The sequence below is a fragment of the Psychrobacillus glaciei genome, assembly GCF_008973485.1.
Taxonomy (GTDB): Bacteria; Bacillota; Bacilli; order Bacillales_A; family Planococcaceae; genus Psychrobacillus; species Psychrobacillus glaciei.
The window spans coordinates 2,739,185-2,760,794 of sequence record NZ_CP031223.1; the positions used below are offsets into that span (position 1 = coordinate 2,739,185).

Sequence of the window (21,610 nt, forward strand, 5' to 3'; positions counted from 1 at the left end):
TGAAACCAAACTACCTTCATTATCGTATAGCAGATACAATGTATTTTACAAGGAGGACATTAGAAATGGTCCATTTACTTAGATTGCTCATAATTGTCATAATAATATATGGTATTTATAAAATTCTACGTTATTTGTTTGATCCGAAAAGAAAACTCGACGAAGCATTTGAGAAGGAAGCATATTATTTTTATGACGATATAAAAAATGTCCGCAGAAATTTTTTCATTACGTATAAAGGTGCCATCTTTGAAGGAGAAAAATATTTGGGTACAACCGACCAAGCATTTGAAGTCGTATCTATTTTCGTATGGACAAAAGATCCTGACAAGCTTCAAGGCTTTACTAAAGAAGATTTTCGTTTCCTACAAAACGAAATTAAGATGAATTACCCTGTTGCCAAGATTAGTTGGAAAAGCCCCATTGAACAACTAATGCAGGATGAAGCATAAATAATAAACTAAAGTAACTATTTTGCACGTTGCTCGGAGTATCTTCGAGTAGAGAATTTTAAAAAGCGAACAATCCTATGCAAATATAGGGTTGTTCGCTTTTACTATCCAAAAGATTAAAAATGCATAAATAATCATTAACATTAAAAACCCAACACGGAAATTAGTATGTTTCGTTTTGTGTCGAAATAATTGCATTCCGAAATAAGCTCCTATACCTCCGCCAAATAATGCGAGCATCCACAAAGTACGCTCTGAAACTCTTTGTTTATGTTTTTTTGCTTGAGACTTATCATAACCCATTACAAAAAAAGCAATCAATGACATGATTAGTATAAATAACAGGATTATCTCTTCCATTGTATACTCCTTGTACAAAAAAGGCTGATAGAATCTCTATCAGCCTTTTCATCTAATATTATTTAGTAATTGCTTTTTTAGCTAAATCTGCTAATTGTGTGAATGCTTGAGCATCTGTCACAGCTAGGTCAGCTAACATTTTGCGGTTAACTTCGATTTCAGCTAATTTTAATCCGTGCATTAAACGGCTATAAGAAAGTCCGTTTAAACGTGCTGCTGCATTGATACGTGTAATCCATAGTTTACGGAATTCACGTTTTTTGTTGCGACGGTCACGGTATGCATACATTAAAGATTTCATAACCTGTTGGTTTGCTACTTTATATAATGTATGTTTGGAACCGTAATAACCTTTAGCTAATTTTAATACCTTTTTACGACGCTTTTTTGTTACTGGTGTGCTTTTTACGCGTGGCATAGTTCATTACCTCCTGCTATTCTTTCGAATGATTGAATTTCAAATTATTTCATGTAAGTAAGTAAAGATTTGATGCGTTTGTAGTCTCCAGATGAAGCTACTTTAGATTTACGTAGTTTACGTTTAGCTTTAGTAGATTTGTTAGCGAATAAGTGGCTTCCAAAAGCACGGTCATGTACTAATTTTCCTGTACCCGTTTTTTTGAAACGCTTCGCAGCTCCACGGTGAGTTTTCATTTTCGGCATGTCGAATTCCTCCTAAACAATTGTACTCTATTACTGTTTTTCGTTCTTTGGTGCAAGTACCAAGAACATGCTACGGCCATCCATTTTCGGTTTTGACTCGATTGTGGATACTTCCGTACAAGCTACAGCAAAACGATCTAATACTCGTTGACCAATCTCTTTATGAGTAATGGCACGACCTTTAAAACGAATAGATGCTTTCACTTTATCTCCTTTTTCAAGGAACTTGATCGCGTTTTTTAATTTCGTTTGGAAATCATGTTCATCGATTGTTGGGCTCAAACGAACCTCTTTCATCACGATGATCTTTTGATTTTTACGAACTTCACGATCTTTCTTTTGCTGCTCAAATTTGAATTTACCATAGTCCATGATACGAGCGACTGGTGGCTTGGCTTGAGGAGCCACAAGGACAAGATCCAAATTTACACGGCCGGCAATTTCAAGTGCTTCATTACGTGTTTTCAATCCTAATTGATCGCCATTTTGATCGATAACTCGTATTTCGCGTGCTCTAATGCCGTCGTTCACATACATGTCTTTGCTAATAACAATCCACCTCCAAATAGTGTCGCGAATACATGGTTTGGGCATAAATTCCGTAGAAACGAATTACTTACGCCGTTTTCGATCAAATAAAAAAACGAGCAGACATAAGATGTATGTCTGCCCGCCGATATGTTAACATGTAGCAACCTACATATTACAGTCGATCGTGTGCTTACCAGTCAACAACTTGCTGTGTCGAACAGGTGAGAAGCGGGCAGCCTCTTCTTATACCACAAACTTGTATTCAATAACCTTTATAAATATATCACGTTGTAAATAGCATGTCAACAGTAAAATTAATGTGAAACTTCTTCTTGAATTCTAGTTAAGAATTCATCAAACGGGATACTTTCAGAGTTCTGTTCTCCGTATTTACGTACGTTTACATTCCCCGCTTCTAATTCTTTATCTCCCAGAACAAGCATATAAGGAATTTTGTGCATTTGTGCTTCGCGAATTTTATAACCAAGTTTCTCTTCCCGGTCATCCATTTCCACACGTAGACCAACAGCCACTAATTGCTCCTCAATTTGTTTTGCATATTCAAAGTGCACTTCATTTGAGACAGGGATAATTTCTACTTGCACTGGTGCTAACCAAGTTGGGAATGCACCTTTGTATTCTTCGATTAAGAATGCAACAAAACGTTCCATTGTAGAAACTACACCACGGTGAATTACGACCGGACGATGTGGCTTTCCATCTTCTCCAACGTAAGTTAAATCAAAACGTTCCGGTAATAAGAAGTCAAGTTGCACAGTTGACAATGTTTCTTCTTTACCAATCGCTGTTTTTACTTGAACATCTAATTTAGGACCGTAGAATGCAGCTTCACCTTCCGCTTCGAAGTAATCTAAACCTAGCTCATCCATCGCTTCTTTTAACATGCTTTGTGCTTTTTCCCACATTGCATCGTCGTCAAAGTATTTTTCTTTATCCGCTGGATCACGGTAAGACAGACGGAAAGAATAGTCTTTTAAATCAAAGTCTTTATAAACAGAGATGATTAACTCTACTACTTTTTGGAATTCAACCTTAATTTGGTCAGGACGTACGAAAAGGTGAGCATCATTTAATGTCATTCCACGCACACGTTGTAAACCTGAAACTGCTCCTGACATTTCATAACGGTGCATTGTACCTAACTCTGCGATACGAAGTGGCAGATTTCGGTAAGAATGCATCCCATTTTTGAATATCATCATATGGTGCGGACAGTTCATTGGACGTAATACTAATGTTTCGTTATCCATTTCCATCGGAGGGAACATGGAATCTTGGTAGTGTTCCCAATGACCTGATGTTTCATATAATTCTTTAGAACCTAACACTGGCGTGTAAACATGCTTGTAACCCAGCTTTAACTCTTTATCTACAATATATCGTTCAATTACACGGCGAATTGTTGCACCGTTCGGTAACCATAATGGTAACCCTTGCCCTACTTTTTGAGAGTTCATAAATAGATCTAATTCTTTCCCGATTTTACGGTGATCACGTTCTTTTGCCTCTTCTAACATTTGTAGGTGATGTGCAAGCTCTTCTTTTTTGAAGAATGCAGTACCATAAATACGTTGAAGCATTTTGTTATCACTATTCCCACGCCAGTATGCACCAGCGATGCTTAATAATTTAAACTCTTTTAATTTACCAGTAGAAGGAACATGTACTCCACGACAAAGGTCGAAAAAATCACCTTGCTCGTAAATAGAAACTTGTTCTCCTTCAGGAATAGCACCTAAAAGTTCTACTTTATATTCATCCTCTTTAAATTTAGCGAAAGCTACTTCTCGAGATACATCATGTCTTACAATTTCGATGTTCTCATTGATAATTTTTTTCATTTCTTTTTCGATTAACACTAAATCGTCTGCCGTTATTGGATTCGGTGAATCAATATCATAATAAAATCCATTTTCAATAACTGGACCTATACCAAGTTTTACATCTTTAAACAATCGTTTCACAGCTTGCGCTAGTAAATGCGCTGAGCTATGTCGCAATATTTCTAACGCTTCATCTGATTCTGGAGTAATAATTGCAATGTCCCCATCTTTTGTAATAGGAGTTTTTAAGTCAATTAATTGTCCACTTAATTTACCCGCAAGTGCTTTTTTACGTAATCCAGGGCTAATCGATTGAGCAATTTCTTCTGTCGATGTTGACATAGGAAACTCTTTTACTGCTCCGTCTGGAAATTTCAACTTAATAACTTCTGTCATTATGAACACTCCTCTTATTAATATCACTTTGTTTACAAGATAAAAAAACATAAAAAAACCCCATCCCTAAAAAGGGACGAGGTTAAATCGTGGTTCCACCCTTCTTCTGTCTATCCAATACTACAAATAGACGAAGCTCTGCATCGGCTAACGGGCCGGTCACCGGTAATTGCTAAATTAGTTCACAATTACTGCTCTGAGGTGGTAAATCGATTGCCGATACTTAAGAAGCTTCCAGCCTAGGCTTCTCTCTCTAAAAAGTCGTACAAACTGATTGTTGTCCTCTTCCATGCATTTCATTATTCTTATGTCAATGATTATACTCCACTCAAAAATCATTTGCAAGCCGTTATTTCTTGTCTCGCCAATTCTTTCCTTGAAGCGAAATCGGAATGGTAAGCGCACGAATTCTTTCCATAATACGCCCAGCTTTTACTACCTCTTTTTCTCCTCGTTGTGTAAATGATAAATGATGTTCTAATTCATCATAATTAAAATTGGAAGTCAAAAAGGTAGGAAGTTGCTCTGACATTCGGTAATGCAAGATAGTTCCAAGTATTTCATCTCTTGTCCAACTAGACATTGTTTCGGCACCAATATCATCTAGCATTAATACAGGTGCTCGTTTGACAAACTCGATTTTTTCAGCAAGCGATTGATCTTGAATCGCTTGTTTCATTTCTCGCAAAAATTCTGGAACATATACGACTACTGAGTGAATATGCCTTGCTGCTAACTCATTTGCTAGTGCTCCAAGCAAATAGGATTTCCCTACACCAAATTTGCCATAAATATAAAGACCCTTAGAGGGAAGAACATTTGTACGCTCCCACTCATTTAAAAAATCTTTTGCTGCTCTAACAGCGACCACTCTGCTCCCATCTTCTAGGTCAACACCCGCCAAATGTGCTTCCATAACCTCTTTTGGCATATGGATACTATCAATCATAGAGGTTACTTTCCTACGTTCATCTTCCATGACTCCACGATTACAGCGAACGTATTCCAAAGCAATAAGATTGCGATCTAAAACAAGCTTTGGTTCATAACCTTTCATATAGTTCGTACATAACTCTAGCGATTGACAAGATTCGCAATGATGCGTCTGAGATTTATATTCATATAACTTACTCAAACTTCGATCAACTATTTTTTTCGAAATATTAGCTGCATTTTCTTCTAGAAACTTTTGTATATCTGGATTTTCTAGTACTTCTCGTTTCATGTCATCCAGTCTGGAGGAAAATTCAGGTGTTATGACCCTCTTTAATGTCTCATTAATTCTTTCCATAAAACCACCTACCTTTTCGTGACGCCTAGTTCAGCTAAAAGTTTTTTTCGTTCTTCTTCTATATTTTGAACTCCATTGGTCGATTCCCCAGATTGCTTCGTTTCTCCATCTTTTTTGTAAAACCAATCTGGTACTTTCTCTTCTCGTGTCGGTTTTTTCGCATAAGTCTTTTGCTTAGAACCCTCATTTTTCCATTTCATATATTGTTCATGTTCGTTTCTAGCAAGCTCCATTGCTTCTTTCGCTGTTTTTACATCTTTTCGCATCCAATGAGACGCTATTTTTTCTGCATAGTTTTTCGTTAACTTCATATCAGTACGTAAGAGCACATATTGTAATAGAACATTCACAACACCTACAGGCATATTATAGTGCGTCACTAAATGATTTGCCAACTGAACATCGGCAAGTATAGGTTCTTTTCCTTTAGCAATATCCCTTAAAACAACCACAGGGGAAGTAGTTTCTAAATAGTGAATAAGTTCTTCTTCCTTTGTTAAAGGTGTTTTATTTTGAGGAACTGTATTTTTAGTTTGGGTCACATTTTGTATAATTGGCGCCTTTTTCGATACCGTCAATTTATAATAATCGGCGCACGCTTTTTTCAATCTCGCTTCAGCTAGTTGCAGTTCATCATCTAACGCAAGAATGACAACTTTTTGCATTTCAATTGGATTTAGATTATATAAAAAAGCGAGTTTTGCTATTACTTCTTTTGCTTCGATCGTCATCGCAGATTTTGGAACGAGTTGCTCTGACAAACCTTCTTGTAATAAAGTAAAATCAAAATCCTCATAATAAAACGGAAGTGAATTATTTCTTTTCTTCGATTCAAATTCATCGTCATATGAAATTTGTTCCCCACTTTTTGTAGAAGGTTTAAATACATCCATAAACGTACGAGAAACATCTTTAAATCCTTCGTTCCAGTTGGACATTTGAATAAATCGATTTCTCAATTGCTTATATGCATTTTCCCCAATTTTATTCAGTAAAAACATTGACAGTAATGGATCCTTTAAAAAGGATTCCGCATCTAGAGGAGCCGCAAGTTCATAATGAAAAAAACGTGTACCCTCTTCTGTCTTTTGCCATGAACGAAGTAAACCTATTGCCTCCAAAGCGATTCTCGCTTGAAAAATCTTTCCAATCGAAACACCTAACACATTCATCAGTTGGTAATGTGGCCATTGTTCGCTACTTTTTAACTCTCCATCCGCCCATAAGGTTAAATACAAACTAATACCTTCTGCTCCAACTAATGGTTGATAAAATAAAGTTAATAATTGACGATCATAATCTGAAAAAGAATATGGCAAGCGAATTTTATACATGTCAGCTGGCTGTAGCTCCTTATATAACATCGACAATTGCGCCTACTCCCCTTTGTTTCTTATAAAATAAGAAAGTTACACTTTTTACTTAGTATCTTTTCAGACTCCTGCGCCTGTGCGCCTGCGCAAGCTCGTTGCAAACAAGAGAGTTTGTGGTGGCTGAGGAGCGACCTACTTGTCCAGCACGAGCGGGTCATACAGTCTTTGCGACACGATGTCGCGAACTTAGACTGTATTCCCTTACTAGGCGCTTACGCTTTTCTTATAAAGAAGGATTTTTCTTTAATATTTCTTTGAGTTCATCTATAAAAACATTTATATCTTTAAATTGGCGATATACAGAAGCAAATCGAACGTAGGCAACTTCATCTATACCTGATAGTTTATCCATCACCTTTTCTCCAACTACATCTGACCTAACTTCTGAATTACCCGTTCTTCGCAACTCTTTCTCGATGGAAAACACAAGATTTTCTAGTTCATCTAACGCAACTGGTCTTTTTTCGCATGCGCGTATTAGGCCGCGTAATACCTTTTCACGACTAAACTCTTCACGAGAACCATCTTTCTTTACAACAATTAATGGCGTTTCTTCTACTTTTTCGAATGTTGTGAACCGAAATCCGCAATCCTCACATTCTCTCCTTCTTCTAATGGCCTTATTGTCATCTACTGGACGTGAATCGACAACTTTTGTGCCGTTATATTGACAACTTGGGCATCTCATATTGATCTCTCCTAATTCCTTACGTTAATTTGTATACCTATTATAGCAATATTCTTCAATAAAATCGAAAAAGCAGAGGAATCTCTTCCTCTGCTAACTCATTTTGGCTAAAAGTCTATTATGCTTGAACTGTCAAACGTGATTTAGGTACACTTAGTGGACCCATTCCACGGGGCATTTCAATCGTTTCGCGTATTCCAGCATTAAGAGCATCTGCAATATAGTTAGCTGCAATCGATGGATCTAAATCACCACATGTATACACATCAATGCTCGCATAACCGTGCTCTGGAAAGCTGTGAATCGTTAAATGCGATTCGGAAATTATAACGACTCCACTTACACCTTGTGGCGCAAATTTGTGAAATGCAACTTCTCTGATTTCAGCACCAGATCTTAGAGCAGCATCAACAAAAGTTTGCTCGATAAATGGCATATCGTTAAGTTTGTCGAAATCGCACTCCCATAGTTCTGCAATAATGTGACGTCCCATTGTTTCCAATGTCCGTTTCCCCCTTTGATAAAATTTGGTATTAAAATTTTAAAAATCAAAGTTGACTACCACGGGGGAAAGTTAGTCCAAAGAGGTCCTAACCCTTTAAGTAGTCGGTGTACGTGAAGTACACGATTCTCATTATATGTTGTTTTTAAAAATTATGCAACACATAATAAATCCTCTTTCAAAATATTGAAAGAGGATAGGTAAATTAAAGAGCTGAAGCAACCATTTTCGTTAAATCTACTACACGTGCTGAATAACCCCACTCGTTATCATACCAAGCAAGAACTTTTACTTTACGTTTTCCAATAACCATTGTGGTTAAACCATCGATCGTCGTTGAATTTGTGGTCGTATTGAAATCGATAGATACTAGTGGTTCCATCGTTAAACCAAGTATTCCTTTCATCGATCCCTCTGAAGCTTTTACAAATGCAGCATTTACTTCTTCGACAGTTACATCTTTTTGTAAGTCTACAACTAAATCTACTAAAGAAACATTAGGTGTAGGCACACGCAATGCCATACCATGCATCTTTCCTTCTAATTCTGGTAACACAATCGTTAGTGCTTTTGCTGCCCCGGTAGAAGTAGGAATAATAGATTGAGCACAAGCACGAGCACGACGTAAATCCTTATGCGGATTATCTAAGTTATTTTGATCATTTGTATACGAATGCACCGTTGTCATTAGTCCGTTTTCAATACCAAATGTGTCATTTAACACTTTGGCAACAGGAGCTAAACAGTTGGTCGTGCAACTAGCATTTGAAATTATTTGATGTTTGGATACGTCTAGTTGATGATCATTTACACCCATAACAATCGTTACATCTTCGTTTTTCGCAGGAGCTGTAATAATTACTTTTTTTGCTCCAGCTTCTAAGTGAGCTGCCGCTTTTTCCCCGTCATTAAATTTTCCTGTTGATTCGATCACAATATCAACACTCAATTTTCCCCAAGGTAAATTTGCTGGGTCACGATCGTTTACGATTTGAACTCGTTTCCCATGAACGATTAAAAAATCATCTTCAATTGTAACTTCTCCTGCAAAAGTTCCATGAGTAGAATCATATTTGATTAAATGAGCTAATGTTTCTAATGGATATCTAGCATTAATTGCTACGACATTAATGTCCTCTTGTACAATTGCTTGGCGGAATACCATTCGTCCAATACGTCCAAATCCGTTTATTGCGATAGAAGCTATCATGAAAAAAATCCCCCTGTAACTATGTGATACTTTATATTTTATAACCTTGAAATAGTATAACACATTATCACAATCATGTAGCCTTAAATTAGAATTCAGAAAATTTTTTTATTTCTTCATAACTAGTTATCCCAAATAGACAATATTTTCTTTAATTGTTCGTTCGTATCTTCTAAAGTTCCGTTGTTATAAATGACAGCATCCGCACCTTTTTCTTTAATAGAAAGCGGTAGTTGGGATTGAATTCTTGCCTTTGCATCTTCTAATGAATAATTATTGCGAGCCATCAATCTCACAAGTTGTGTCTCTTCCGTTACTGTTACTACTAAGATTTTATTCACATAGGATTGAAGCTTGCTTTCGAATAATAAAGGGATATCCATGACAATTGTGTCATACCCATCTTGTAATAAGACATCTTTTTGTCGTAGCATCTCTTCACGAATAGCGGGATGCATAATATCATTCAATTGTTTTCTATCATGTGGACTGGAAAAAATAATATTCCCTAGCTTTTCACGATTTAGCGTTCCATCCTTTGAGATAACCACTTCTCCAAATATGTCTTTGATCGTCTCAAGCGTTTCCGTTCCTTTTTCCACGACAATGCGCGCAACTAAATCAGCATCAATAATCGGATATCCAAGTTCTTTTAGCATTTTAGATACGGTACTCTTTCCACTTGCAATACTTCCTGTTAATCCGATAATCATTTATATCCCCCATTACCTCTGACATGTTCCACAATAAGTGGACGTTCGACCACCAATTGTTTGTTGCAATGTTCGCTTATTACAAATAGGACACTTCTTTTTTCCATACATTTGCAATCTATTTTGCATATTCCCCGATTCACCATTAATTTTTCGGTAATCAGAGATGCTACTTCCTCCTTGCTCAATACTATCTAATAGAACGATAACAATTTCATTGAATAATTGTATTTTGCGTTCTTTACTAATTCTTTTTACTTTTCGTCCTGGATGAATTCGCATTCGGAACAATGCTTCTGTTGCATAAATATTCCCACATCCTGAAACTACATGACCGTCCATAATAAATTCTTTAATCGCTTTATTTTCATACTTCGGCAAGCTACTCATAGCTAAATAATGATCCAAAGCATTTTGGTCAAAAGGCTCAGGAGCCATTAGTAATAAAGGCGGATAATCTTCTTCATTCTTTAGAAAACGCAACTCTCCGAAACGACGAATATCTGCATAAACGAGCATGTCCCCCCCAACTAAATGAAGGATGACATGCGTGTGTCGCTTAAATTTATCCTCTACTATCTCATGTAAGCCTCTCACATAAAACCAAGCGCCTGACATACCAAGATGAGAAACGAGTAGGTAGGGTAGTTGATTTTTCACTAAATGAAAATAAATATATTTGGACCGTCTTTCGATACTTTCAATCGTCATATGTTGTAATACTTTACAAAAATATTCTACATCTAATCCTTTTAAAATCGCTTCTTTTCCATTTGCTTTAGAAGTAATAATCGTTTCTGAAACGTCCACTAATAGAATTGTTTTACCTGTAACGATTGGTTTTAACGAACGAACTAATCCTTCTACCTCTGGTAATTCTGGCATACTAAAACTCCTTACTTCGTTTCATACCAAGAGGAACCATATGCATATTCCACTTTTAAAGGAACGATTAGCTTGATTGCTGCCTCCATTACTTCTGGTACGATTTTTTCGAGTAATGCAATCTCTTCTTTTGGTGCTTCAAAAATAAGTTCATCATGCACTTGTAGCAACATCTTCGTTTGCATATTTTCTTCTTTTAATCGTTTCGCCATGTCAATCATCGCTTTTTTAATAATATCTGCTGCGCTTCCTTGAATCGGCGTATTCATCGCAGTCCGTTCTGCAAAGCTACGAAGATTAAAATTAGAGCTTGTAATTTCAGGTAAGTATCTTCTTCTATTTAAAATAGTTGTCACATACCCTTTTTGTTTTGCTTCCCGAACAATTTCATCCATATATTCTTTAACACCAGGAAAACTGTTTAAATAGTTTTCAATAAAAATTGCAGCTTCTTTTCGCGTAATATTTAAATTCTGAGATAAACCATAATCGCTAATGCCATAAACAATTCCAAAGTTTACTGCTTTTGCAGCACGACGCATATCAGATGTCACATCATCTTTTTCAACATGGAATACGTCCATCGCTGTTTTCGTATGAATATCCATCTCATTAATAAATGCATCCACTAATTTCTCGTCTTTGCACATATGGGCAAGTACGCGAAGTTCGATTTGCGAATAATCTGCTGCGAACATCACCCAATCCGGGTGAGATGGAACAAACGCTTTTCTAATTTTTCTACCTTCCTCTAAACGAACAGGGATATTTTGCAAGTTCGGATTTATCGAGCTTAAACGTCCAGTTGAAGTTAAAGCCTGTTGATAACGGGTATGGATTTTTTGATCATCGTCATGAATTTCTTTCATTAAACCTTCAATGTAAGTAGAGTTAAGCTTCCCTAATTGACGATAGTTTAATATATACGAAATAATTTCATGTTCATTCTCCAACTTTTCGAGTACATCCGCCGCTGTAGAGTAACCAGTTTTAGTTTTCTTCAATGGTGTTAATCCTATTTTTTCAAATAAAATAACACCTAATTGCTTCGGTGAATTAATATTGAATTCTTGTCCTGCTAAAGCATAAATATCTTTTTCAATCGAGCGTAGTTTTTGTTCCAAATCTACACCCATTTCTTTTAAAACTTGCGCATCCACTTTCACACCATCGGATTCCATTGTCCCAAGTATGGATGCAAGTGGTAATTCTAAATCTTTGTATAAACCGTATTGTTCATTTTCCTCTAATTTTTCTTCTAGTTTAGGCATTAATGTCCAAACTGCTTGCGCCTTTCTACAAGCATGCTCCGCAAGTTTCTCTAACACCGGAGTTGCTTTTTTTGCACCTTTTCCATACACATTTTCATCTGTCAGCACTTCATAGTAACCAAATTCTTTTGCCATTGTAGCTACATCATCCGAAGAAATGGAAGGATTAACGATGTAAGCCGCAAGCAATAAATCAAAATCAGCACCTTGTAGACTTACATTGTGTTTCCGGCTAACAGCTTGAGTAGCTTTCGAATCAACTAAATATTTTACTTTCGTCTCATCTTCCAGCCATTCACAAAAGACTTCAGATTGAAAAACTTTAGATCCAGAGACAAAATAGGAATGCTCCCCATCAAAAAGGGCTATCCCTAGCAATTCACTTGTATGATATTGTTCATCAAACATTTCCAGATGAATCGCCATCTTACTTTTTAAAATAGATGGATTAATATCGTCTACAATTTCAAAACTCACTTCTGTAGTCGTTTGTTCATCTGTAATGTGTTCTGATTTATCTAGTAACGTTTTAAAAGAAAGTTCTTTCCATACAGCGGTCACTTCATCCATATTTGGACCATTGTATATCAAATCATCTACTGATACTTCGATAGGAGCGCTTGTTTCAATAGTAGCAAGCGTTTTACTCATTTTTGCTTGTTCTTCATTTGCCGTGAGTTTTTCTTTTAATTTCACTCCACTCACTGTATCTAATGCTTGATACAAGCTTTCGACAGATCCATGCTCTTTCAACAGTTTGATAGCTGTTTTTTCACCAACCCCAGGAACCCCAGGAATATTGTCTGAAGCATCCCCCATGAGCCCTTTCATATCAATAATTTGAAGAGGGGTTAAACCGTATTTTTCTTCAATATGAGATGGGGTATATTTTTCAATATCAGTGATACCTTTTCTTGTGATATATACGGTTGTATTTTCCGTAGCAAGTTGCGTTAAATCTTTATCTCCAGATACAACAATTACTTGTTGTCCTTTATCTTCTGCTTGCTTACAAAGTGTTCCAATAATATCATCTGCCTCGTACATTTCTAGCTCATATCGTTTAATACCGTAAGCATCGATTAATTTGCGGACATACGGAAATTGCTCCGAAAGTTCCGGGGGTGTTTTCTGTCTTCCACCTTTATATTCACCAAATGTAGAATGTCTGAAGGTCGTTTTCCCAGCATCAAATGCCACTAGCATATGTGTTGGATTTTCTTCCTCCATAATTTTTTGAAGCATTAGCGTAAAACCATAAACCGCATTTGTATGTATGCCATGTTCATTTGTTAATAAAGGTAAGGCGAAAAAAGCTCGATACGCGAGACTATTTCCATCTAATAAAAGAACTTTTTCAGATGCCATTAACAATCACTCCCTATTTTAAAATGCGGAAACTTCCGCTTAACTTAGACTGGAAAATAAAATCGTCATTCCCTATATCTTACCACGAGAGTAAGGGGAATGACGATTCATATACTATTCTAAGTATCCCGAAAGAATTCTTGCATATGGAGAGGCTGAAGGAATAATAATCATCGTATCCGCCCCAATTGTTTTCTTGTAGGATTCTAGTGTTCGGTAGAGCGAATAGAACTCAGGGTCCTTCGAAAACGATAAGTTATAAATTTTTGCAGCTTCAGCTTCTCCTTCTGCTTCAATAATGGCAGCTTCTTTTTTAGCTGTTGCTAACATTTCTTTTACTTTACGGTCCGTTTCCGCCTCAATACGTCGTTTATCCGCATCACCGGTTGACAAAAACTTTTGCGCTATCTTTTGCCGTTCAGAGATCATTTCATTATAAACAGATTGCTCGTTTTCTTCTGGCAAATCTATTCGTTTAATCCGAACATCGACTACTTCAATACCATACTTATCTTTACGTAAATGTTCATTTACTTCGGCAGTAATTTTATCATTTAGACTACCTCTAGATGAATTTTCATCATTAATAATATCATTATATTCTAATTGACCAAGCTCTGAACGAACAACGGAATAGATGAACTCTTCCATACGAGCACTAGCATTAACTAAGCTACCTGCACTTTTGATCATTTCTTTTGGATTTACAACGCGCCATACCGCATAATTGTCGATAATGATACGTCGTTTATCTTTCGTATTTATTTCTTTTTCAGAAAGTTTATAGTTCATTTGATATTTTGGTATTGTCGTTACACTTTGAACAAATGGAATTTTCATATAAACACCGGGTTCATATTTCACACCTATTACTTCACCAAATTGGCGAATTATTTTGTAATCTCCTTCTTTCACAACGTACACATTTGCAAGTGCAATAACTATCACGATAAAAGCTAGAAAAATAGTAATAAATGATTTATAGTGTTTTTTAAAATCAACAGGTACTTTTTCCTTTTTAGGTTTATTTTCTACAGTTTTAAACTTTGCTTCTAAGTTGGAAAACGGATTATTATTATCTGCCATTATTGTCCGCTCCCTTCTTCTGTTTTTGTATCTGTATTCGTACCGGTTGGAGGATTCGTTTGTTTTTTAGACTCTAAAGTTTGAAGTGGTAAATATTTCATCGTTCCACTTTCATCATTCATAATATAAATTTGTGCATTCGGTAATACGACATCTAACGTTTCCATTATAAGTCGTTCTCTCGTAATCTCTTTATTATATTGATATCCTGCGAACAATTTATCAAATAACGCTACATCCCCTTTTGCTTGTTCGATGCGAGAAGTTTTTATACCTTCTGCATTTGAAATGATCGCATCTTTTTCACCAATTGCTTCACTCATTTTTTGGTTTTCATATTTTTCAGCTTGGTTCACCTTTGTATTTTTTGTTTCTTCTGCATCTGTTACGGCCATAAATGCGGAACGCACTTCATCGTTTGGTAACTCTACATCTTGTAATTTAACTGTAAGTACGGTAATTCCAATATTATATTTCTCAATTAATGAAGCAAGTAAGTCCGTTGTATCCGCTTCAATTTGTGCTTTTCCAGATGTAAGCGCATCATCTATTTTCGAATTTCCGATAACCGAACGAATGGAAGCTGATGTTGCATCATGAAGCATTTCTAGAGGATTTTCCGAGTTAAACAAATATGCTCTTGGATTTGTAATCTTCCACTGAACTACTAAATCCGTTAAGACAATGCTATCGTCTCCTGTGATCATTTTTGTATCCTTATCAAAGGAGGTAATTTCTCCATCAGGCGCTTGCTTATATCCAAACTGCAGACTAAACGTCTCCTTTGAAAGCTTTTCTACTTTTTGAATTGGCCAAGGTATCTTAAATTTAAGACCAGACTCTGTAATAGGATCACTAGCTTTTCCAAATGTTATAACTATTGCTTGTTCCGATTCATCTACCGTATACCAAGAAGTAAATACAGCAGATAATAAAATAACCCCTATAAATAAAGCAACAATAATAGAAATCAATCTCTTAGTACTCATTTCATTTCCCCTTTCTATGTATATCTCTTCTACGGAGTAACCACGCTTTTAGTTTCAAAAAATAAAGATTATTACAAAAGTGTTACTGGTGCCTGGCACCAGTAACACTTTTGTAATAATTAAGAAACATGGAATAAAATAAAAAAAGCTAGCAATGCGCTAGCTTTTTTTAGACAAATCATTTGGAAAAGGGGTCTATTTCAATATAGCAAATGATTGTAAATAGAATGTGAAAATAATGTAAATTTCCCTTACCAATTATTATTTTTATACTTTTTGTAGTAATTAAACTGACGAGCAAGTAAAAATAACTTACGCATTAAGTGCTTATCCTTTTTATAGAACAGTGGATTACCCCACTTTCCTTCCTTCAAAAGTTGTTTAATTTCTGCTTGGATTTCTTTATTATCTACAAACTTTTTTAAAACAATTTTTGGCACAACCGTAAATAAATAATGTTCATCTAACAAGGTAAGCGGTTTTTCTTTGTTGTAAATAACATCATCTACAAAATAACGCGCCATATTATGTCCCAAGGCAGTCGTATAATAACTAGATCGCCCTTGTCGAATATTTACTTCAAATACTTTAAACTTACCATCCCGTTCATCATATTTCAAATCGAAGTTTGCAAATCCTACATAACCGACTGCTTCTAAGAATTGTTGAAGTTTTAACATCATTTTCTCATTGTATCTCGTAATAAGGGCCGTGTAGTTACCAATAGCAGTTACTGTATGCTCCTGGAGTACTACTTGGGCAAATGTACATAATTGTGCTTTACCCTTCGAACTCATGTAAAACACAGAATCCCACATGTAGGTGTCATCACCTGGAATATAATCTTGTATGATTAAATCTTCTATATATCCGCTTGCATTTACTTGATTTATAACATCATTTAACTCTTCTCTATTTTCTACTCGATATACTTTTTGCTGACCCGGGAACTTGTTTTTATAATATTGGACACCATTGCTTGGTTTAATAATTAAAGGAAATAATACTTCATCCAAAAACGGCTCCTTCGTTAAACAAGAATAATAATAAGTTTTAGGTGCATCAATACCGTGCTTTTCACATAATTTATAAAAATTCGCTTTCACGAGTAAATTATTCATCAGTTCTTCTGACATATAATTAAAGACATACATTTTTTTCAAAACTTCTGCGTTTTCAATAATTAAGCGTACATAAAAATCGTTCGTCCCTACAAGCAATAATTGTTTTCCCGCGACCTTGTATTTCTCTGCTACTTCAGTTAAGACTGTAACAAATGCTGTCTTATCCCAAAGATTGGAGTGAATTTCTACATGGTCGATCATATTACTCCATTTGGTAAAAGACATTTCTTCTTTTCCAACTAAGATTGGCTTGATATTATATTCTTCATGAAATGAAATTGCCATATTGTATGCATTTATATCTGTCCCAATAATAATTGGGATAAAGGGTTGATTGTTCATATTGACCTCCGTTAACTTTTAACAATTGGAATAGACACAGTAAATATTGTACCTTTCCCAACTTCACTTTCTACTTCTATTAATCCGTGATGCGCTTCAACAAGATGTTTAACAATGGCAAGTCCAAGACCTGTACCACCAGAGTTTCTACTTCTTGCACGGTCAACACGGTAAAAGCGCTCAAATATTCGATTAATCTCTGATTTTTTTATTCCTATTCCTTCGTCTTGAATTTGGAAAACCCCGAACGTTTTGTTTTTATAGATATTCACATGTATAGTTGTATTTTCGGGAGAATACGTAATAGCATTTGCAAGCAGATTCATCATTATTTGAATGAGTCTATTTTTATCTCCTAAAACATGAACATTTTCATCCACAGTTGTTTCCATTTTTATATTTTTTTCTTCCACTAAATGCGTAGTCATTTCAAGTCCTCGAATAAGAATTTCACGAAGTTCCACTTTATTTAAATTAACTTTATATCCAACTTGTTCAACTTTTGATAAATCCAACAAATCATTAATAAGCATTTGTAATCGATTGCTCTCTTTATGAATAATTTCTAGAAAAGAAAGCAAGGTTTCCTCGTTTTTATACGCCCCGAACAACAACGTCTCCGAAAATCCCTTTATAGAAGTAACTGGTGTCTTTAATTCATGGGAAACATTGGCGACAAAGTCTTTGCGGATTTGTTCTAGTTTTATAAGTTCTGTAATATCGTGCATGACAACAACAATCCCTAGCCATCTACCATGTTCCCCTATTACAGGAGCACCATATGCATCCATATAATAAGTATGAAGATTTCTCTGAATGTGAAGTTGTTCCCGATTGGAAGATTCGGTTAAAAAGAGCTTATCAATAAATGCTTCCATGTTATGAGGCAAACCTATTTTACGAAAAAGCTTACCGTCTACATTGTCTAATGATAGTTGCAATTGATCTAAAAAGGAACGATTGACTATAGTTACGATTCCGTTTCCATCAATCATAATTAACGCACTGCCCATATTTTCGATTAGCGTTTTTAATCGCTCTTTTTCCGTTTCACGCATAATAGAAATGTCGTGTAGATTTCTCGCAAGAATATTGATGGAATTGCTTAATTTAGACATACCAGAAAAATCATCTTCGAATGCTCTAATTCGATAGTTTCCTCTAGCAAGTTCCATCGCAGTTTCGGTTAGATGATCAATTGGTTGAGCATATTTTCTAAATATACGTGCCCCAAGAAATAAAGCCAATAAATAAGCTGCTATTACCGTAAAAAACAAAAGTAACCAAACAGAGTGCTGCACGCTAAAAATGGTATCATTTTGTAAGGTTGAAGACATCATATAATTGATATTATTTTGTTCTTCTTTTGGAAGATTAGTAGTACTTAAATAGTTGGATACTTTTTCAAATTTCGCGGACATTATTTTATTTATGGAGTGTTCAACAAAAATTGGAAAAAGCTGTCCAAGGACAATTCCTAGTCCAGCTAATATTACTCCGATTAATATTGAATAAGTACGCAAAATTCGAGATTTATACGTTTTCATTGGTTCTTAGGCTCCTCAAATTTATACCCAAGACCTCGTATTGTTTTTATAAATATTGGTTTTCTACTGTTTTCTTCAATTTTGTCTCTCAGATGACTAATATGAACATCTACAATTCGAGTATCACCTGCAAAGTCATAATTCCATACTGCACTAAGCAACTGATCTCGAGTCAATACCCTATTTTTATTTTCGATTAAATAAACTAGTAATTCAAATTCTTTTGGCGTAAATTCAATAGGATTATTATTTAGTAAAACTTCAAAGCGATCAGGAAAAACTTGTAATGCTCCATATATATATAACTCTTCGGAAGATTTTGATCCCGAGTTTTGCGCTTCCGATGACATACTAGAACGTCGAATCATCGCTTTAACTCTCGCTGTTACTTCTCTTGGACTAAATGGTTTTGTCATATAGTCGTCTGCTCCTAATTCAAGACCCAACACTTTATCAAACTCTTCATCTTTGGCAGTAAGCATGATAATTGGTGTTTGAATTTTCTTCATACGAAGCTCTTTACATATTTCCATACCATCCATAAATGGTAACATCCAATCTAACACGATAACATCTGGATGGTTATTTATAGCAAGATTTAAACCCTCACGACCATCGCTAGCTGTCATTACTTCAAATCCTGCTTCTTCTAAATTATATTTTAATAATGTTACAATTGAACTCTCATCGTCTACAACTAATACTTTTTTCATTTTTTTACCCCCAATTTGATTTGAAACCCCCATTCCAAATCAACCGACTAAAAATCACTTCCCATTTTCACCATCTTGATCTTCTAACATTGGTGGTGAAACATGGAATGTCCCATCTACTACTGTTTGGTCATCCTCATTTATAGCAGTAATATGAATGATCGCATTATTTGCGTTTATATGTATTTCTTTCACCTCAAAAGTGAACTCAATAACAGAATAATGATACGCTGGATTAGGATAAGTTAATATTTGTTTCGTTATATGGGATCCTGGTCCGGGTAAATATTTTGAAATAGCAGATGTAATAACCCCACATAACATAATTGGTGGAACAACTGGTTTTTCATAAACTGTTTTGGACGCATAGTCATGCTGTATATATAACGGATTGTTATCATTCGTTAACCCTAAGTATAAAAGTAAATCTTTGTCTTCTATCTTTTCAGTAATGGTTAATTTCTCGCCAATAGAGAGTTCTTCAATCTTCCTACCTATTTTGATTGTTTTCCCTAATAACAACAATTCATCCCCCAATCAGTATACTACTTATATCTTAACAATAAGTATAAGAAAAGCGCAAGCGCCCTTTAGGTGCACCTTGTCTTCTCTATTTCTAGAGTGCTTTGGACGAAACATTTGCTCCTGCGGTTACTCGTCGCAAAAAGAATTTTTGTTACACTATTACCTTGGGAATTTTTGTGGAATGAGAATCTTGTGGCGGATGTTTGTCCGTCGACTTCTTGAAATTTGTAGAGACAAGGTACATAAGGCTTGGATAATGAGAGGATAAATCATTTCTTATTCTTTTAAAAGCGGACGAAGATACAATTTCGTCCGCTCAGCGCTTCTCTATCTATAGATGCTATCTATTTTTGGGGGTTCTACTTGCCCTATTGATAAAGAATGGAAAGTACCTGTTCATCATTTCGCTGAATCATAATGTCTTACTTATTTGCACGGTTATTACTTCTTCTGTAAGGGAAATCATCTTGAGTTTGCGATACATGCGGTTGAACTTGCGTTATCACACTTTTAATTTCTGTTATACCCATATTGGAGCGACTTGATGCTTGCCCCCTGTAAAGCGTCCGCTTGCTGGGGAAATCAACCCGTTACTGGCATGAAACTTCATATACTTTCTTATTCTTTTAAAATTTTAAAAAAATGTAGGCAATCTCGATTAATATCGATATTGCCTACAGTCTAAATAGAGCAGGTTTATGCCGCTCGATTAATATTATTTTCATTAAGCTAAAACGTTCATTACTGCTTTAACTGATTCAGCAGATTTGTTCAACAACATTTTTTCTTCTTCTGTTAACTCTAATTCGATAATTTTTTCGATACCGCCAGCACCTAATACAGTTGGTACCCCAAGATAAATACCGTCCATACCATATTCGCCTTCCAAATAAGCGATGGAAGGAAGTACTCGTTTTTGATCTTTTAAAATCGCTTCTGCCATTTCAACTAAAGAAGCAGCTGGTGCATAATAAGCAGAACCATTACCAAGAAGGTTAACGATTTCAGCTCCACCTTTACGAGTGCGCTCAACAATTTCTTCTAAACGACTAGCGTCAATTAACGTTTCTAACGGAATACCACCAGCGTATGAATATCTTACTAAAGGAACCATGTCATCACCATGTCCACCAAGTACAAAACCAGTTACATCTTTAACAGATAGGTTTAGTTCTTGTGCTACAAACGTACGGAAACGAGCTGTATCAAGTACACCAGATTGTCCGATTACTCGTTCTTTAGGTAATCCTGATTCTTTATAAACAGTGTAAGTCATTGCATCGACTGGGTTAGTTAATACTAGGATTATTGTGTTAGGAGAATGTTTAACAATTTCTGAAGTTACAGCTTTCATTACTTTTTGGTTAGTTTGAACTAAATCGTCACGGCTCATACCTGGTTTACGTGCAATACCAGCAGTAATAATTACTACGTCTGAGTCTTTCGTATCTTCATAGTTGGAAGTACCAATGATGTTAGCATCAAAACCTTGCACAGGGCCAGCTTCAGCCATATCTAAAGCTTTACCTTTAGTTGGGTTTTCTGCTTGTGGAATGTCCACTAAAACAATATCTCCAAGTTCTTTTTGTGCGAGTAAGAATGCAGTTGTTGCACCCGTGAAGCCGCCACCAATTACTGAGATCTTATTACGTTTTATTGTCATTAGAAAACTCTCCTTTTTTGATATGCAAAAGGGAAGGATTAATCCTTCCCTAAAAAACCTAATGTAATTTACTG

At 35.7% G+C, this 21,610-nt stretch carries 21 protein-coding genes; 1 reads left to right on the forward strand and 20 read right to left on the reverse strand.

Annotated features, from left to right (window positions below; translation table 11 throughout):
- Nucleotides 1–65 precede the first annotated feature (65 nt).
- Nucleotides 66–452: a sigma-w pathway protein ysdB gene (locus PB01_RS12810; RefSeq protein WP_151700568.1), complete on the forward strand. Its 387-nt coding sequence runs from the start codon at nucleotides 66–68 to the stop codon at nucleotides 450–452.
- Between the two features lie 75 nt (nucleotides 453–527).
- Here the strand turns inward: PB01_RS12810 and PB01_RS12815 are convergent, their stop codons facing one another.
- The 20 genes from PB01_RS12815 to mdh all read right to left on the reverse strand — a co-directional run bounded on the left by PB01_RS12815 (nucleotide 528) and on the right by mdh (nucleotide 21,536).
- Nucleotides 528–812, reverse strand: a complete 285-nt coding sequence (locus PB01_RS12815) for a DUF1294 domain-containing protein (RefSeq protein WP_151700569.1) — start codon at nucleotides 810–812, stop codon at nucleotides 528–530.
- Between the two features lie 58 nt (nucleotides 813–870).
- Nucleotides 871–1,230: a 50S ribosomal protein L20 gene (gene rplT, locus PB01_RS12820; RefSeq protein WP_151700570.1), complete on the reverse strand. Its 360-nt coding sequence runs from the start codon at nucleotides 1,228–1,230 to the stop codon at nucleotides 871–873.
- Between the two features lie 44 nt (nucleotides 1,231–1,274).
- Nucleotides 1,275–1,475 (reverse strand): 50S ribosomal protein L35, encoded by a 201-nt coding sequence (rpmI, locus tag PB01_RS12825; protein ID WP_151700571.1) that lies wholly within the window; start codon nucleotides 1,473–1,475, stop codon nucleotides 1,275–1,277.
- A 30-nt stretch (nucleotides 1,476–1,505) separates the two neighbouring features.
- Nucleotides 1,506–2,069 (reverse strand): translation initiation factor IF-3, encoded by a 564-nt coding sequence (infC, locus tag PB01_RS12830; RefSeq protein WP_225986030.1) that lies wholly within the window; start codon nucleotides 2,067–2,069, stop codon nucleotides 1,506–1,508.
- 251 nt (nucleotides 2,070–2,320) lie between these two features.
- Nucleotides 2,321–4,246, reverse strand: coding sequence for a threonine--tRNA ligase (gene thrS / locus PB01_RS12835; protein ID WP_151700572.1), 1,926 nt, complete (start codon nucleotides 4,244–4,246; stop codon nucleotides 2,321–2,323).
- 349 nt (nucleotides 4,247–4,595) lie between these two features.
- Nucleotides 4,596–5,537, reverse strand: a complete 942-nt coding sequence (dnaI, locus tag PB01_RS12840; protein WP_151700573.1) for a primosomal protein DnaI — start codon at nucleotides 5,535–5,537, stop codon at nucleotides 4,596–4,598.
- A gap of 8 nt (nucleotides 5,538–5,545) precedes the next feature.
- Nucleotides 5,546–6,901 carry a replication initiation and membrane attachment family protein gene (locus PB01_RS12845; protein ID WP_225986271.1) on the reverse strand — a complete coding sequence of 452 codons (1,356 nt, stop codon included), beginning with the start codon at nucleotides 6,899–6,901 and terminating at the stop codon, nucleotides 5,546–5,548.
- A 232-nt stretch (nucleotides 6,902–7,133) separates the two neighbouring features.
- A complete protein-coding gene (gene nrdR, locus PB01_RS12850; RefSeq protein ID WP_151700575.1) occupies nucleotides 7,134–7,598 on the reverse strand; it encodes a transcriptional regulator NrdR in 465 nt (154 codons plus the stop codon).
- A gap of 118 nt (nucleotides 7,599–7,716) precedes the next feature.
- Entirely contained in the window at nucleotides 7,717–8,100 is a 384-nt protein-coding gene (gene speD, locus PB01_RS12855) for an adenosylmethionine decarboxylase (protein ID WP_151700576.1), read from the reverse strand.
- 205 nt (nucleotides 8,101–8,305) lie between these two features.
- A complete protein-coding gene (locus tag PB01_RS12860; protein WP_151700577.1) occupies nucleotides 8,306–9,310 on the reverse strand; it encodes a glyceraldehyde-3-phosphate dehydrogenase in 1,005 nt (334 codons plus the stop codon).
- Between the two features lie 122 nt (nucleotides 9,311–9,432).
- Nucleotides 9,433–10,023, reverse strand: coding sequence for a dephospho-CoA kinase (coaE, locus tag PB01_RS12865; RefSeq protein WP_151700578.1), 591 nt, complete (start codon nucleotides 10,021–10,023; stop codon nucleotides 9,433–9,435).
- A gap of 12 nt (nucleotides 10,024–10,035) precedes the next feature.
- Nucleotides 10,036–10,908: a bifunctional DNA-formamidopyrimidine glycosylase/DNA-(apurinic or apyrimidinic site) lyase gene (mutM, locus tag PB01_RS12870; protein WP_151700579.1), complete on the reverse strand. Its 873-nt coding sequence runs from the start codon at nucleotides 10,906–10,908 to the stop codon at nucleotides 10,036–10,038.
- An 11-nt stretch (nucleotides 10,909–10,919) separates the two neighbouring features.
- Nucleotides 10,920–13,547, reverse strand: a complete 2,628-nt coding sequence (gene polA / locus PB01_RS12875) for a DNA polymerase I (RefSeq protein WP_151700580.1) — start codon at nucleotides 13,545–13,547, stop codon at nucleotides 10,920–10,922.
- 114 nt (nucleotides 13,548–13,661) lie between these two features.
- A complete protein-coding gene (gene hflC / locus PB01_RS12880; RefSeq protein WP_151700581.1) occupies nucleotides 13,662–14,633 on the reverse strand; it encodes a protease modulator HflC in 972 nt (323 codons plus the stop codon).
- Nucleotides 14,633–15,622 (reverse strand): FtsH protease activity modulator HflK, encoded by a 990-nt coding sequence (hflK, locus tag PB01_RS12885; protein ID WP_151700582.1) that lies wholly within the window; start codon nucleotides 15,620–15,622, stop codon nucleotides 14,633–14,635. The genes hflC and hflK overlap by 1 nt, the downstream gene beginning before the upstream one ends.
- 251 nt (nucleotides 15,623–15,873) lie before the next feature.
- Nucleotides 15,874–17,088: a carboxylate--amine ligase gene (locus PB01_RS12890; RefSeq protein ID WP_151700583.1), complete on the reverse strand. Its 1,215-nt coding sequence runs from the start codon at nucleotides 17,086–17,088 to the stop codon at nucleotides 15,874–15,876.
- 11 nt (nucleotides 17,089–17,099) lie between these two features.
- Nucleotides 17,100–18,635 carry a two-component system histidine kinase PnpS gene (gene pnpS / locus PB01_RS12895; RefSeq protein WP_151700584.1) on the reverse strand — a complete coding sequence of 512 codons (1,536 nt, stop codon included), beginning with the start codon at nucleotides 18,633–18,635 and terminating at the stop codon, nucleotides 17,100–17,102.
- Entirely contained in the window at nucleotides 18,632–19,348 is a 717-nt protein-coding gene (locus PB01_RS12900; RefSeq protein ID WP_151700585.1) for a response regulator transcription factor, read from the reverse strand. The genes pnpS and PB01_RS12900 overlap by 4 nt, the downstream gene beginning before the upstream one ends.
- A gap of 54 nt (nucleotides 19,349–19,402) precedes the next feature.
- Nucleotides 19,403–19,870, reverse strand: a complete 468-nt coding sequence (locus tag PB01_RS12905) for a hotdog family protein (RefSeq protein ID WP_151700586.1) — start codon at nucleotides 19,868–19,870, stop codon at nucleotides 19,403–19,405.
- A gap of 727 nt (nucleotides 19,871–20,597) precedes the next feature.
- On the reverse strand, nucleotides 20,598–21,536 hold the full coding sequence (mdh, locus tag PB01_RS12910) for a malate dehydrogenase (RefSeq protein WP_151700587.1): 939 nt from the start codon (nucleotides 21,534–21,536) through the stop codon (nucleotides 20,598–20,600).
- Nucleotides 21,537–21,610 lie beyond the last annotated feature (74 nt).